This is a genomic window from Peribacillus sp. NPDC097197 (assembly GCF_050278025.1).
In the GTDB taxonomy this organism is placed as follows: Bacteria; Bacillota; Bacilli; order Bacillales; family DSM-1321; genus Peribacillus.
This window is the reverse complement of the sequence record NZ_JBNNST010000003.1, coordinates 64,767-78,853: the sequence shown is the minus strand read 5'-3', so window position 1 is coordinate 78,853 and position 14,087 is coordinate 64,767. Positions and strand designations below refer to the sequence as shown.

Genomic DNA, 14,087 nt, shown 5'->3' with positions numbered 1-14,087 from the left:
AAAACACAAGAGAGAGGGACTTCGATTGGAAAAAAGCAAAGAGGTTTTTTCGTGGGTTAAAGCGATTGGGATTGCGGTCGTATTGGCTTTTCTGATTCGAACATATATATTTGCCCCTATAGTCGTGGATGGGGAATCTATGATGCCGACTTTACAAGATCATGAAAGAATTGTGCTCACTAAGTTTGGCACGAGTATTGGTAGCATTGACCGATTTGATATTGTCGTCTTCCATGCAACGGAAGATAAAGATTACATAAAACGGGTGATTGGCCTACCGGGTGATCATATCGAATATAAGGATGACACGCTTTATATTAATGGCAAGAAATATGATGAACCCTATTTAGATGAATATAAAGAAGAAATGGGCGGGGAGCCATTGACTGGTTCTTTCAAGCTTGAGGAAGTGTCAGGCAGCATGACCGTACCGGATGACCACCTGTTCGTGATGGGGGACAACCGCCAGAATAGTCTGGACAGCCGTGAAATCGGACCCGTTTCCATAGAGGAAATAGTCGGTAAGGCGAATTTGGTGTATTGGCCGATCAAGGAATTTAAAATCGTGAAATAAAAGGAACGGACTCGACAATGGAGTCCGTTCTTTCGTTATGTTTTAGAAATCCGCGTTTCGCCTGCACCATCTTGGATGATGCGTGTTTTGAAATCGACTTCTATCATGAGAGGATGGATTTCTGCATATTGCTCTGAAAAAATCCACCGTCGTCCTGGTTTGCCCAACAATAGAAATGCCCCTTCGCTACCCATGAAAGTAAGACCATCGGGATTCAAGGATTCATCATCCCGGATTGGGATATTCCTGTTGATCAGCTGTTGGCCAATCCCCTCGATATCCCAAGTCGTCAGATTGATTTCCCCGATGCTTAATAAAGAGTTCATTGAGAAAGGCTCATTGTTCTCAGGTGCGATGGAATGCCTTGCGATGAACTCGACAACATTATGGCTAGGGTCGGTGAAATAAAGAGAATGGGCATGGATATTCTTGAAGTACACTTCATCAACCCCCTCTTCCCTATTTAAAGGAGCGCGGGCGGTGATCCATTTTTTCGCCTCCTTGAATTGATTGGAAGGGATGTTGAAGGCCAAATGATAGAATGGCTTGCTACCGCTTTTGGCTTCAGTGAAAATCAATTCACTTGCCCCTATCTTTATCGAAAAGCTATTAGGTGTCTCCCCGAGTAATTTGGCGCCAAGCCGGTTCAGATAAAAAGCTTTTGTTTTTGCTAGAGAATTTGAAGCGAGGTTTACTTTGTTGATCAGCATAACTTCACACCCCTTTTCCTTATTTCTTCCATTATAAAATAATTCGGCTAGATAAGCGCCAAAAGGAAATTTATCTGCAAATTTCGAAGTTTTTTTTAGAAAAACCACTCATTTGGGTTAAATTGGGTTATTCTATAAGATAGAAGTAATCACGTTAACCAGACCCGTACCGAAATTGGATTACTTCTTACATAGGGTGTCTGAGATGGAGTACGAAGAATGGACATGGTAAAAGAGTTAATTTCAAACTATGGTTATTTTGCGATATATGGACTTTTAGCATTAGGGATCATCGGGTTGCCTGTTCCCGATGAGTTCATGATGACGTTTGTCGGCTATTTGGCTTCTATTTCTGTTTTGAATGTACAAGGTGCATTCTTTGTCAGCTTTCTAGGTTCGGTTTCGGGGATGTTGGTCAGTTATTTCATCGGGAAAAAAATTGGCAAGCCTTTCCTAAGGAAACATGGAAGGTGGATTCGGATGACTCCGACACGGTTGGAGAGTCTTGAGAGATGGTTTAATAAATACGGACCGTGGACCCTTATCATCGCCTATTTCATTCCGGGAATCCGCCATTTTGCCAGTTATTTTTCTGGAATGAATGGAATGGGTAAACGCAAATATTGTATCTTTGCTGGTGTAGGGGCATTCAGTTGGTGCTTGGTGTTTACTGCTGTTGGCTATTTCATTGGTGTTTTGACTTAAAGGATAATGGGCCTTGCCTGGCAACAAAGACTGGTTCCTTTATATATGATGGAGATCCGTTCTGTTCGTGGAAGCGGGTCTATTTTTTATGAGTGGATTGTGATTGAATCATGTACCTGTTTTATGAGCGTCAAATTACGGGAATAAGAAAGAATGGTCTCAACACTTGGCGATAAATATAGAAATAGTGATAAAATGAGAAATATATGAAAAAGGGAGTTGTCATGATTTGAGTGAATTGAATTGGCGCGAAGAAGTAGAAAAAAGAAAAATGGACCTTTTGGTCGATACACAGAACCTATTGAAGATAAAGAGTGTATTGGATGAAAGCCAAGCAACAGAGGAGGCTCCATTCGGCAAAGGAGTCAAGGAAGCATTGGATTATATGCTCCAGTTAGCGGAAAAAGACGGATTTACCGTGAAAAATGTCGATAATGTTGCCGGGCATATTGAAATGGGCGAGGGTGAGGAGTTAATCGGGATTTTATGTCATGTCGATGTAGTTCCTGAAGGAGATGGCTGGAGCTCTGATCCATTTGGAGCCGAGATACGCAACGGGCGGATTTACGCGCGTGGGGCAATCGACGATAAAGGGCCGACGATGGCAGCTTATCATGCCATGAAACTTGTCCGGGAGCTTGGCAAGCCATTGAACAAGCGTGTTCGAATGATCATTGGTACGGATGAGGAATCAGATTGGCGTTGTGTCGATCGCTATTTCGAAGTGGAGGAAATGCCGACGATGGGCTTTGCCCCGGATGCAGATTTCCCTATCATCAGTGCGGAAAAAGGAATCTGGGATTATTCCATCATTCAGCCAGCGGATGCAGGACCCGGAACGAATTCAGAAGTGAATGTTTTGGAATTTTCTTCAGGCCGAAGAACGAATATGGTACCCGATTTCGCAACGGCCATTGTGGAAGCGGCCAACCCTGCTGAAATCGTTGCAGGCTACCAGAACTATTTACAAAGATATTCGCTGAAAGGACAGGGTGTGCCACAAAAAAATCAAGTCCTACTAGAACTGAATGGGGTTTCAGCCCATGCGATGGAACCGAAAAATGGAGTCAATGCGGGTCTGCATTTAGCTGTGTTCTTGGCGGACTTATCACTAGATCCCCATGCAAAATCCTATTTCACTTTCATCAAGGATTATCTATTTGAAGATTCCCGTGGCACTAAGTTGGGTGTCGCCTATACGGATGAACAAACAGGTGAATTGACGATCAATGCCGGCACATTCAATTATTCGAAACAAGGCGATAGCTCCATCGGATTCAGTATGCGTTACCCGGTCACATATGAATGGGAAAAGCAAAAAGAAGCGTTAGAACAAAAGCTTTCCACATATAATCTACGTGTGGAATCCAATTCGCTTTCGACTCCTCACTATGTGAACAGTGATAGCTTCTTGATCAAGACGCTCCAAGAAGTGTATGAAGCGGAAACGGGTGAACAAGCGGAGCTCCTTTCCATCGGTGGCGGAACATATGCCCGCTCATTGAAGGAAGGCGTCGCATTCGGTCCTCTATTCCCAGGTAGTGAGGATATCGCGCACCAAAAGGATGAGTATATCGATATAGAAGATATGCTGAAGGCAACGGCCATTTATGCCCGTGCCATTCATGAACTAGCCAAATAAGAGGGTAAGAAGGAGTAAGACATGGGGAAGATCATTTATAACGGTGAATTGAAAGACCGGTCTGCCATCCAGATAGATGTCGAGGATCGAGGATACCAGTTCGGCGATGGTGTTTATGAAGTCATCCGTGTTTATAACGGAAAACTATTTGCAGCCGACATGCACCTAAACCGACTCATGGACAGCGCGAAACTGATTCAACTGAAGGTTCCTTTTACAGTGGCAGAGATCAAGGAAAGGACAAAAGAACTGATTACTGCAGAGAATCTGGAATATGGTATTGTCTACATGCAATTGACGAGAGGCACTTCGCCCCGTAATCACGCATTTCCAATAGGTGAAGTAGACCCTGTTTTTGTCGCTTATACCAAGGACATGCCATATACAGGAAGTAAGCCTGGGGTCAAAGCTGTCACGGTTGAGGATATCCGTTGGTTACGTTGCAACATCAAGAGCTTGAATTTGCTAGGTAATATATTGGCTAAGCAGCAAGCCGTTGAAGCAGGCTGTGACGAAGCGATCCAACATCGGGATGGAACGGTTACGGAGGGAAGTTCATCCAATGTGGCGATCATCGTGAAGGGTACGCTGAAGACGCACCCGGCAACGAATCTGATCCTGAATGGGATTACCCGCCAGATCCTACTTAAGCTGTGCAACGATAAGGGCATTTCTTATGTTGAAGAACCTTTCACCCTCTCGGACATGATGGATGCGGATGAAGTCCTGTATACAAGCACAGGCGTTGAAGTCACGCCAATCACCGCAATCGATGGGCAATTGATTGGGGATGGAAAGGCCGGAAGCATCACACTCCAACTACAAAAGTTATTTACACAGGAAATCGAGCGACAATGTGGTAGTTTAACTGAATAGATTCCCAATCCCCCTGTCTGAATGGAGGCAGGGGGATTTCTATGTGTACATTTTTCGAAACGCAACATGCTTATGAATCCGTTCCCTATACGGTCCGTTTTTAGTAAGCATCCATTTTGACATTTTCAAACTACAGGCATATACTTTTTCATATCAAAAGTTTACCTTGCGCAACTTTTTAAGCCGCGTATAAAAAGGAGTTGGAGTGCATGTCTTCTTTACATGGAGATACGAGAGGCTTTAAAAAGCTGCTCCCCTTTTTAGGGCCAGCTTTTATAGCCGCCGTTGCCTACATTGATCCAGGGAATTACGCAACGAACATTGCCGCGGGTTCAAAATATGGCTATACGTTATTATGGGTTATTCTTGCGTCCAATTTAATGGCGGTCTTGATACAGTCCTTGTCTGCAAAATTAGGAATAGCAACAGGGAAAAACCTTCCTGAACTATGCCGTGAGACATTTTCCAAAAAGTCTTCGTTCTTTTTATGGATTCAAGCCGAAATCGTCATAATGGCGACGGATTTAGCCGAGTTTATCGGAGCGGCACTCGGGATTTATTTACTGTTCGATCTTCCGCTTATCACTTCCGCGCTTATTGCGGCAATCGGGTCATTTGCCATTTTAGAGTTTCAGCGCAGAGGATACCGTACATTCGAAGCGTTGATCACAGGGATGATATTCGTGGTGGTGCTTGCTTTTGGCGCCCAAGTTTTTTATGCAAAACCGGACACCTCAGCACTCCTTATGGGGCTTCTTACACCCAAGTTCGAAGGAGTCGATAGCATTTTACTATCAGCTGGGATGCTTGGGGCGACTGTCATGCCACATGCGATATATCTACATTCTTCTCTGACGCAAAAGCGAATCGTTGGGAAGGACGAAATGGAAAGGAAACGGATTTTTCGTTTCGAGTTTATCGATATCGTCATTGCCATGCTCATAGCGGGTGCCATCAATGCTGCCATGCTAGTGGTTTCGGCTGCATTGTTTCATAAAAGTGGGGTGCTTGTAGAAGATTTGGATGTGGCCTATGACCAATTTGCCTTGATGCTAGGGCCATCTGTTGCCATGTTTTTTGGAATCGGCTTATTGTTTGCCGGTCTATCAAGCTCGTCCGTCGGTATGCTCACAGGGGATGTCGTCATGCAGGGGTTCATAAAAAAACATATCCCCATCTATTTGAGAAGGCTGATCACGACGATTCCTCCATTAGTGATCATTTTGATGGGAGTGAATCCGTCCAAAGCACTCGTAATGAGTCAAGTCGTACTATCGTTTGGGATTGCATTTGCGCTCATTCCGCTCATACGGTTTACAAGTGATAAGAAAATCATGGGCAATCTAGTCAATCACAAAGTGACGTCCGGGTGTGCCTGGGTCATCGCAGTCCTCATTATCGGACTGAACCTGTTTTTGCTATATGAGACGCTACTTGGGTAATGCCATTAAAATTGGATAAAGCAAAGGGGAGGACCAGCTGGCTGATGGTCCTTCTCTTTTGCTTTCCTTTCCTTTCCTAAGGAAGGTGTAAGAAGCGGGGGTAGCCTAATGGAAGAGCGATGGATATACGAATTGTTGTAGTCATAAGGTGGCATGAATAACGGGGAAAAGGGGAGACTGAGAAGGGCTCCGCGTTTGATGCCACTAGGGAAGTTTTTGCGTGGGAATTATGGTAAAATTATATAGAAAACGGGAAGGGATGTTAGTGTCCGATGAATACTCATTTTTTCTTTGCTTTAGTACTGCCAGATGATATTAAGCATCATTTACATAACCAGACAAATGAAGTGAAATCGGAGTTTCCATTTAAGAAATGGTTACATCCAGCCGATTATCATATTACGATGGCATTTCTGGGAAATGCCGAAGATACAATGAAAGAAGAAGCGCTGGAAAAAATAAAACGTGCACTCGCCAATGAACAGTCGTTTGAGCTCGAGGTAGAGGGGATCGATGTTTTTGGTAAAAAAGAGAGCCCGCGTATTTTGTGGGCAGGCGTCAAACAGGAAGAAAGGCTGACTTTCATCCAAAAGAAAATCTATGCATCATGCGTAGAGGCAGGTTTTGAATTGGACAAAAAACCGTTCAAACCGCATATTACTCTGGCCAGGAAATTCGAGGGTGAGACCCCTTTTTCCATCAATGAGGCCCGTCAGCTGGCAAATCCGGAAGCGAAAGCATTTCAAGCTTCCCAAATAGCCCTTTATCAGACACATCTTGGGGCATCCCCCTCATACGAACCAGTATATACAATAAACCTTCAATAATAGAGGAAGATGGGTGGTGGTCGAATGGCACAGCTCATAAAAATACAGGATTATATTTCCCGGTATGAGCAGAATATTTATCGATATCCGTCACAATTTGCAAAGTTAAAAAAACAACAGTGGGATAAACTGCAGGCCGCCTATCACGCAGGGGAGCTAGAACAGCTGTACAGTCAACCGGATGAAGAACAAACCCTGTTCAAAGGCACGACGACGGAGGAAGAGCCAAAGGGGCTCTTCCGTAAAGTAAAAGGATTGTTCCAAAGGTCGGACGGTCAAGAGAAAGAGGCCGAAGAAATTCATATACCGAATCCCGTGATCAATCATAATGTCTTTTCGTTAAGGGTACCTGCAAATCCAGCAAACTTGGATGAACTTAAGCAGAATTTCTTAAACCAGTTACTTCGTTTCCAGATGAAATGGGGCAGCTCGACGCTTCGTGAAAGGTCTTATGTGGACCAATCATTCTTTCTAGAAGAAAAACTCCGCTTTTTCCTGCAGCGTTTTCCTGATACATTTCTTGTTTTATATAAACCTATCTTTCTATTGAAAAATGCTCCGATCGAAGTCGATGTCATTTTGCTTACGCCAGTGGATGTCTGGTGCATCACCTTTCTCGAAGCGGAAGAGGATGCAGCCTTTATTGGATCGAGCGATCGGTTTTGGCTACGGCGGCATCATAAGTATCCGGACAAAAAAGTTCTCAATCCTTTCTTGGCCGTTAACCGGATGGGAAGTATAGTTTCTCAGTTATTTGAACTGTATGAAGTGAATCTACCGATAAAAAAAGTGGTCCTTTCGCGGAATGGCTATATGGATTACCCGGAGACTCCATACGACATTGATTTATTGGATAAGCGGACTTTTCCGGAATGGTTTGACAGGATGCGGTCGATATCTTCCCCGCTTAAGGCGCAACAGCTAAAAGGGGCACAGGCTCTCTTGGATTATTGCCAAACGACTTCAAGCCTACGTCCGGAATGGGATGCCGATCAACAACAGGATTCATAATCGTTGGAGGGGATGGTCTGCTACACGAAGTCATAAACGGAGCGGATTCATTCCCTTATGCAACCACTGGCCCCCCATTCCAGGTGGTTCGGAAAGGACTATGTAAGAGGTGTTCAGAAACGGCTAATCGAATGAATCGCTTTCTTATTTTTTTGTATGATGTCTGCAATCACCTATGGAGTGAACCGTTCCCCCCTTAAATAAATGGTTGAATTTTATAAAAACGGGTAAATTAATTTATCTATTCATTTTATCGAAAAATTATTTTTACATACCTTCAAGGGCCTAAGGACTGATGGGGAAAGAGCTCCCTTGAGCTACGAGCTACGTACAGTCGATGATATCTCCATCTTTATAAAGCATGGATTGTGCTTCCTGAACGCATGATGGAAAGGTGTAAATGAAGAACATGGACTCTATTTCCGGTAAAGTGAGAGCCGTTTAGAATTTTCGATCCGCCGAAGGTCAGGCAGATGGAGAAAATATCGGGATGAATGAGGTAGAAGTAGGGGTCCTGAAGGAGAAATTTCGGGTCATGTTCAAGGGTAGTCAATGCTTATCCTTTTCGAAATGATTCCTTTGTACTTGTTTTATGGGTATAATCGTTTTATAGTACTTGACGAAGAAACCATATTTCAACTAAAATTTAATTTATGGCTATTGTTAGATTGCTCAATAGCTATTTTTTATTTTCTTATCATAATGATGTTTTATTGCGGGATTAGTTCCGATGCACGTATACATGCAGCTACGCCAACAGGCGGGTTCTTTAATAAACATTAGGTAGTGGTATTACATACACTAGGTGAACGTACTTACATTTGTATGATTAAGCGAGGAAATCGAAGGTGAGCCAGTTGGAACATTTAATAGGTCAGGAGTGGGATATATCCCCTGCTGGAGGAGCTACGGGAGAAGCGTTCATTGCCGAGAAAGATGGGCAAAAGCTGTTCCTGAAACGAAATTCATCGCCATTTTTAGCTGTTCTTTCGGCCGAGGGCATTGTTCCAAAGTTAGTGTGGACAAAACGCCTCGCAAATGGGGATGTGATTACGGCCCAGCATTGGATGGAAGGTAGGGAGCTAACTCAAGCAGAAATGGCCAAAGAGAGGGTTGCCAAACTGCTTCAGAAAATACATCAATCCGACCCTTTATTAAGCATGCTTAAAAGGCTTGGTAAAAGTCCTTTACGGCCTGAAAGTATACTTACAGACATAGAAAACGGTTTATCTTTAGAGGTAAATAACCTAATGATCATCAAGCAGGCCATTCAATTTCTAGAGAATAACCTACTGTTGATTGAATGCGATGAGAATGTCGTGTGCCATTGCGACGTGAACCATAATAATTGGCTTATGACCGAAACCGACGGATTGTTTTTAATTGATTGGGATGCTCCGGTCATTGGTGATCCAGCCATCGATCTTGGCATGCTATTGTATTCTTATGTGCCACGCGGCGAATGGGAACAATGGTTAGCCCGTTACGGTAAAAAGCTGGATGCGGGATTGGAAATGAGGATGAAATGGCACACAGTTTCCCAACTCGTGCTTTCCATCCAGTGGCATCATAGTAGAGAGCGGTACGAGGAAAGAAATGATTTACTGATGAAACTTGAATCACTATTAATGGACGGTTAATTAAATTGATCGATGTCATCAATCCATTGGGACAAATCGTCCTGATGGGAATTGATATGTGCCTCTAAATCCGAGGCTCCGATGCCTGTCTGGCTATATTCGTAAATTTCTTTTAGTATCGTTTTTACATTTTGATCGATATCGGCATTGACCATCAATGATTTGACAAGCCTTTCAACTTGTTCATATTCGGCGACGGAACCGCAACAGTCCGTGTTTTGGTTGTATAAAATGTCTTTTAACAGATGTAATTGGTTTTCATGGGAAAGCGGCATATTATCGCTCCTTTCTAATTATGAAATCAACTGGATCCCTAAAGATTTTTTTGCTGTTCTCTTGATTATGGTGTGTGTTGCAAAAAGTTTTATACATGATAATCGCAGAGACTGCCGCCTGGATGGCCGGCAGTTTTTTTGTTTAATGAGGGAATGGAGCAGTCCGATTACGAGAAAATGAACTTGCAGGAATCCATAATCTCGTGTTATGGTTTGAACGATTATATTATAAATAGGGGTGTCATCATGCGTTTAAGAAATAAACCTTGGGCTGAAGACCGTTTGAATGAATATCCGCAATATGTGATTCAGCAGCCAGTGAGCCATAAAGGTAAATGGCATGAAGTATTCGGTAACGATAATCCGTTATATATTGAAGTAGGTACGGGAAAAGGCCGTTTTATTACAGAAATGGCAAAAGCCCATCCTGATGTGAATTTCATTGGAATTGAAGTATATAGAAGTGTAATCGTTGCGGCACTCGATTTGCTTATTGAAGCGGATGTGCCAAACTTAAAGCTGTTGAACGTGGATGCAGCCAATTTAGCAGATTACTTTGCAAAAGGTGACGTGGACCGCGTTTATTTGAATTTTTCCGATCCATGGCCGAAATCGCGTCACGCGAAGCGCCGGTTAACGTATAAGACCTTCCTTGAAACGTATGAAAGCATTCTTCCGGATCAAGGGGAAATCCACTTTAAAACGGATAACCAAGGTCTGTTCGAGTCATCCTTGAAGAGCATTTCCGAGTATGGCATGCTGTTGAAATATGTGAGTCTTGATTTGCATAACAGTGATTTCGAAGGCAATATCATGACGGAATACGAAGAGAAGTTCTCAAGTAAAGGCAATGTGATCTACCGTTTAGAAGCAAAATACCGGTAACGTGCAAAAAAACCAGGCGATGGGCGTCTGGTTTTTTTGTTTGGAGTAGCCTTTATTGGAAAGTAGTGATCACTCCGTATCTTTTCAACTTTTGATAGATGTTCGATCGGCTGATGCCAAGTAATTGTGCAGCTTCTGTCTTATTTCCTTTTGTTTGTGCGAGAGCTTCAAGTAAAATTTCTTTTTCGGTATCTTCAATTTGTTTCTTTGGGAAAAGGGTCTTGGTTGGATAAGATGGGTTTAGTGTGTTTTGGTTTGGCTGCGGGGTAGTGGTTTCTAATTGGATATGGTAGTCGGTTATCCAGTTTTCTGAACAAAAGTGATAGGCACGTTCTAACACATTTTCAAGCTGGCGCACATTGCCTGGCCAATTATATTTTTGTAGCTTCTGAATGGCATCCGTCGTTACACCGATGACGCCTTTAGGATTATAGCGCTGAAATTTTTGCATGAAATGCTCACATAAAATCGGTATGTCTTCCAGTCTTTTTCGGAGTGGAGGGATTTCAAGTTGGATGACATTGAGCCGGTAATAGAGATCTTCCCGAAATTTCCCTTCTTTAATGAGCTGGAGGAGGTTCCGGTTGGTCGATGCGAGAATCCGAACATCGGATTTGCGTGTTTTAGTGCCGCCGACGCGCTCATACTCTTTTTCCTGTAATACGCGTAGAAGCTTTACCTGAAGGGATAGCGGCATTTCACCAATCTCGTCAAGCAAGAGAGTGCCACCTTCCGCAAGCTCGAATTTCCCGGGTTTCCCGCCTTTTAACGCTCCTGAAAAAGCTCCTTCATCATATCCGAAAAACTCAGACTCAAGCAGGGCTTCCGGGATCGCCGCACAATTAATTTTAATGAAACTTCCTTTCCGTCCTGATGCGAGATTGATGCCATTGGCGAGCAATTCCTTTCCAGTCCCGCTTTCACCGACTATCAGGATGCTGGAAAATCCCTGGGCCGCAGTAAAAGCCTCCTGCTTCAAGCGCTGGAGGAGGGGACTGATGGTTACTAGTTGGGAAAATGTCATGTTAAGTTGGGATACTCTGCTCAACTCCTGGCGGTAATGGTTGAGTTCATGTTCTAGCTTGTCCATATGCGCGAATAATTCCTTCCACGCATCAAGTTGTTTATAGATGATTTTAATGATGGTCCCGATGCTGCGCCCTTCTTTCTTCATTGTTTTCTTTGTCAATATCGCTTTATTCCTCTTAACATTTACATACATTCCTTGTGTTTCCTCACCCAGGCTTGCCATGGACCTGAAAATTTCCGGGGCAACTTTTCTCAATGGTTGGCCAATCACTTCAGCCAATGAGTCCACCTCGATCATATTCAAAAATCCTTGATTCGCTTTAGTAATCATTCCTGCAGAATCTGTGAGCAGGACAGCATCATAGGCAAGTTCCAATGCATTGTCGAGAGTTTGCTCGATTTTCTTCGTGGACTCCAATTCACTGGCAATCTTTTCATATTTGGTCACATCCTCTAGTACAATCATGGCGCCAATAATTTGATTCCATTCCTTAAGTGGCAAAACAGAATACATGAGAGTCGTATGATTGATATCGATTTTCATCGTCTCAAAGGCGGTTCCGGTTTTTAAGGCTTCCTTAACAGTGGGCAATATGGAAGGTATGACAGAAGAAATAGGCTTATCGAGAATCTGATCATTCTTTTGGTTTCCTAGGAGGTTTTGGGCAGCTTCATTTAATGAGTCGATTCTTTCGTCCATATTAACCGAAATGACACCCGAACTTAAATGATTCATTAATACCCTGAGCCGTTTGGCAAGGTGCTCCGACTCGGTAATCAGGCCCGTGACGATACTGGCCCTGGATAAGATGCCAGTAACCTCTTTCTTGCTATTCATGATGACGGAATGGGCAATATTTGAATGCAACAGCACTTCCTTCGCTTTGAAAACGCTATCATCTTCCAGGAAGCTGACAATGGGATTGATGATTGCCCGCTCAATTGAATCCTCTAATTGGGCACGCTGCAAGATTAAGCGTGTTATCGAATTCCTGGTTACGATTCCGGTGAATTCCCCATCCTTGAACACGCACGCAATATCTTGCCGTTGTTCTAGAAATAGTTCCAAAACTTTCTGGATGGTGGTCTCGGGAGTCAATCTTATGAAGTGGTGGGTCATGATATTGGTGACCTGCATAACATCCCTCTTCCTTTTAAAAGTTCCTCATACCTATGATTATACAAAATATTCCAATAAATACAATGTAATTAAATGTCCACTTTTAAAGACAGATGGTTTGAAAAAAACACAAATGTTCACTGAAGGAACGACATTCATGACGAGTAATCCGGAGGAGGAGGTTTGCCCCATTGATAAAAAAATGGTGGTGTAAGCAGATTCAGTCAAAAGTTCCATTTTAAAAAAGAAAAAAACGTAAAGTTGGCATGAGGCTTGCATTAATACTAAGTATCAAAATGGTGAGGTGAAAATTATTGAGCAATTATCAGACGATAACCTATGAAGAAACCGAGCAGGTAGCGTTAATCCGTTTAAACATGCCGGAAATGAGAAATCCCTTGTCGATGGAAATGTGTAAGGAACTGGTCCAGGCCATTCGCTTTGCGGATGACAAAGAGGATATCCGTTCCATTTTATTGACGGGTACCGGTAAAGCTTTTTCAGCTGGAGCGGATATTAGAGGATTTCAGGGGAATTTGACTAAGTCTGCACCCCAACTATATGAAGAGGGAATTGAAAGTACAGGGCTCTTTAAACTAGGTTCCACCGTCAAAACGCCCATTATCGCCGCAGTGAATGGAGCGGCCCTTGGAGGGGGAGCCGGGTTGGTTGCGATGAGCCATCTCGCAGTAGCCTCTGATAAAGCGAAAATCGGATTGACCGAACTGAAGCTGGGCATTGTTCCCTTTGTGATCATGCCGCTTGTAAGGCGCGCCGTTGGCGATCGTAAGCTGCTTGAAATGATGCTTACGGCAAATACCTATACGGCATTGGAGGCAAAGGATTTACAGCTGGTCCACAAAGTCGTCCCGCATGATCAATTGGAGGAAGAGGCGTGGAAGCTGGCAAAACAGGTGGCATCCTATAGTCCGCTTGCCGTACGGCTTAGTCTGGAGGCCTTCTATTTGACGGAACAGGTGGATTTGCCAAAATCAATGGATTTATTGTCGATGATGCGGATCGTGTCTTTTCAGAGTGAGGATTTGAAAGAAGGAGCCATGGCCTTTATAGAAAAACGGTCACCGGTTTGGACAGGAAGATAAAACGAAAAGGAGATGGATGAAGATGAAAGTAACGGCGCCGATGAGTGGGTCTGTTTGGAAAATCACAAGTGAGTCAGGGAAACAGGTGGAAGCGGGTGAAACGATCGTCATTTTGGAATCCATGAAAATGGAAATCCCGATCACTGCGGAAACGGGGGGAACCGTAAAGACCATTTCCGTTCAAGAAGGGGATTTCATCCAGGAACATGATGTTGTGGCTATTATCGAATGAAGGTTGAAAGGGGTGG

14 protein-coding genes are annotated in these 14,087 nt (G+C 43.5%); 11 read left to right on the top strand and 3 right to left on the bottom strand.

Annotation, left to right across the window (positions count from 1 at the left end; translation table 11 throughout):
* Nucleotides 1–25 precede the first annotated feature (25 nt).
* On the top strand, nucleotides 26–574 hold the full coding sequence (lepB, locus tag ACQKL6_RS05000) for a signal peptidase I (RefSeq protein WP_402986666.1): 549 nt from the start codon (nucleotides 26–28) through the stop codon (nucleotides 572–574).
* A gap of 35 nt (nucleotides 575–609) precedes the next feature.
* On the opposite strand, the gene ACQKL6_RS04995 is transcribed toward lepB, so the two are convergent.
* Nucleotides 610–1,284: a VOC family protein gene (locus tag ACQKL6_RS04995; RefSeq protein ID WP_427650692.1), complete on the bottom strand. Its 675-nt coding sequence runs from the start codon at nucleotides 1,282–1,284 to the stop codon at nucleotides 610–612.
* 219 nt (nucleotides 1,285–1,503) lie between these two features.
* On the opposite strand from ACQKL6_RS04995, the gene ACQKL6_RS04990 reads away from it, so the two are divergent.
* From ACQKL6_RS04990 to ACQKL6_RS04960, 7 genes are all read left to right on the top strand, one after another.
* Nucleotides 1,504–1,989 carry a DedA family protein gene (locus tag ACQKL6_RS04990; RefSeq protein ID WP_402874802.1) on the top strand — a complete coding sequence of 162 codons (486 nt, stop codon included), beginning with the start codon at nucleotides 1,504–1,506 and terminating at the stop codon, nucleotides 1,987–1,989.
* A gap of 229 nt (nucleotides 1,990–2,218) precedes the next feature.
* Complete coding sequence (gene pepV / locus ACQKL6_RS04985; RefSeq protein ID WP_427650691.1) at nucleotides 2,219–3,631, top strand: dipeptidase PepV; 1,413 nt, start codon at nucleotides 2,219–2,221, stop codon at nucleotides 3,629–3,631.
* Between the two features lie 21 nt (nucleotides 3,632–3,652).
* Nucleotides 3,653–4,507 carry a D-amino-acid transaminase gene (gene dat, locus ACQKL6_RS04980; RefSeq protein ID WP_427650690.1) on the top strand — a complete coding sequence of 285 codons (855 nt, stop codon included), beginning with the start codon at nucleotides 3,653–3,655 and terminating at the stop codon, nucleotides 4,505–4,507.
* Between the two features lie 209 nt (nucleotides 4,508–4,716).
* The gene (locus tag ACQKL6_RS04975; protein WP_427650689.1) at nucleotides 4,717–5,949 is read left to right on the top strand and encodes an Nramp family divalent metal transporter; all 1,233 of its coding nucleotides are present in this window, start codon (nucleotides 4,717–4,719) and stop codon (nucleotides 5,947–5,949) included.
* Between the two features lie 272 nt (nucleotides 5,950–6,221).
* Complete coding sequence (gene thpR / locus ACQKL6_RS04970) at nucleotides 6,222–6,776, top strand: RNA 2',3'-cyclic phosphodiesterase (protein WP_427650688.1); 555 nt, start codon at nucleotides 6,222–6,224, stop codon at nucleotides 6,774–6,776.
* A gap of 24 nt (nucleotides 6,777–6,800) precedes the next feature.
* Nucleotides 6,801–7,787 carry an NERD domain-containing protein gene (locus tag ACQKL6_RS04965; RefSeq protein ID WP_427650687.1) on the top strand — a complete coding sequence of 329 codons (987 nt, stop codon included), beginning with the start codon at nucleotides 6,801–6,803 and terminating at the stop codon, nucleotides 7,785–7,787.
* Between the two features lie 857 nt (nucleotides 7,788–8,644).
* Complete coding sequence (locus ACQKL6_RS04960; protein ID WP_402874818.1) at nucleotides 8,645–9,427, top strand: phosphotransferase; 783 nt, start codon at nucleotides 8,645–8,647, stop codon at nucleotides 9,425–9,427.
* Here ACQKL6_RS04960 and ACQKL6_RS04955 read toward each other — a convergent pair.
* Nucleotides 9,424–9,702, bottom strand: coding sequence for a YtzH-like family protein (locus ACQKL6_RS04955; RefSeq protein WP_407406261.1), 279 nt, complete (start codon nucleotides 9,700–9,702; stop codon nucleotides 9,424–9,426). The two genes, ACQKL6_RS04960 and ACQKL6_RS04955, sit on opposite strands and share 4 nt — an antisense overlap.
* Before the next feature lie 246 nt (nucleotides 9,703–9,948).
* Between ACQKL6_RS04955 and trmB the strand changes: the two genes are divergently transcribed.
* Nucleotides 9,949–10,587, top strand: coding sequence for a tRNA (guanosine(46)-N7)-methyltransferase TrmB (gene trmB / locus ACQKL6_RS04950; RefSeq protein ID WP_402874824.1), 639 nt, complete (start codon nucleotides 9,949–9,951; stop codon nucleotides 10,585–10,587).
* Nucleotides 10,588–10,639: 52 nt separating this feature from the next.
* On the opposite strand, the gene ACQKL6_RS04945 is transcribed toward trmB, so the two are convergent.
* On the bottom strand, nucleotides 10,640–12,754 hold the full coding sequence (locus ACQKL6_RS04945; RefSeq protein ID WP_427650686.1) for a sigma 54-interacting transcriptional regulator: 2,115 nt from the start codon (nucleotides 12,752–12,754) through the stop codon (nucleotides 10,640–10,642).
* 296 nt (nucleotides 12,755–13,050) lie between these two features.
* Here ACQKL6_RS04945 and ACQKL6_RS04940 point away from each other — a divergent pair, with 296 nt between their 5' ends.
* Both ACQKL6_RS04940 and ACQKL6_RS04935 read left to right on the top strand, forming a co-directional pair.
* Entirely contained in the window at nucleotides 13,051–13,839 is a 789-nt protein-coding gene (locus ACQKL6_RS04940) for an enoyl-CoA hydratase/isomerase family protein (protein WP_402874830.1), read from the top strand.
* A 22-nt stretch (nucleotides 13,840–13,861) separates the two neighbouring features.
* A complete protein-coding gene (locus ACQKL6_RS04935; RefSeq protein ID WP_402874831.1) occupies nucleotides 13,862–14,071 on the top strand; it encodes an acetyl-CoA carboxylase biotin carboxyl carrier protein subunit in 210 nt (69 codons plus the stop codon).
* Nucleotides 14,072–14,087: the final 16 nt, after the last annotated feature.

What these genes read in the sequence shown, in the direction of transcription:
- ACQKL6_RS04995 (WP_427650692.1), bottom strand. Translation starts at nt 1,284, where the DNA reads ATGCTGATCAACAAAGTAAACCTCGCTTCAAATTCTCTAGCAAAAACA.
- ACQKL6_RS04990 (WP_402874802.1), top strand. Translation starts at nt 1,504, where the DNA reads ATGGACATGGTAAAAGAGTTAATTTCAAACTATGGTTATTTTGCGATA.
- dat (WP_427650690.1), top strand. Translation starts at nt 3,653, where the DNA reads ATGGGGAAGATCATTTATAACGGTGAATTGAAAGACCGGTCTGCCATC.
- ACQKL6_RS04975 (WP_427650689.1), top strand. Translation starts at nt 4,717, where the DNA reads ATGTCTTCTTTACATGGAGATACGAGAGGCTTTAAAAAGCTGCTCCCC.
- thpR (WP_427650688.1), top strand. Translation starts at nt 6,222, where the DNA reads ATGAATACTCATTTTTTCTTTGCTTTAGTACTGCCAGATGATATTAAG.
- ACQKL6_RS04965 (WP_427650687.1), top strand. Translation starts at nt 6,801, where the DNA reads ATGGCACAGCTCATAAAAATACAGGATTATATTTCCCGGTATGAGCAG.
- ACQKL6_RS04955 (WP_407406261.1), bottom strand. Translation starts at nt 9,702, where the DNA reads ATGCCGCTTTCCCATGAAAACCAATTACATCTGTTAAAAGACATTTTA.
- trmB (WP_402874824.1), top strand. Translation starts at nt 9,949, where the DNA reads ATGCGTTTAAGAAATAAACCTTGGGCTGAAGACCGTTTGAATGAATAT.
- ACQKL6_RS04945 (WP_427650686.1), bottom strand. Translation starts at nt 12,754, where the DNA reads ATGCAGGTCACCAATATCATGACCCACCACTTCATAAGATTGACTCCC.
- ACQKL6_RS04935 (WP_402874831.1), top strand. Translation starts at nt 13,862, where the DNA reads ATGAAAGTAACGGCGCCGATGAGTGGGTCTGTTTGGAAAATCACAAGT.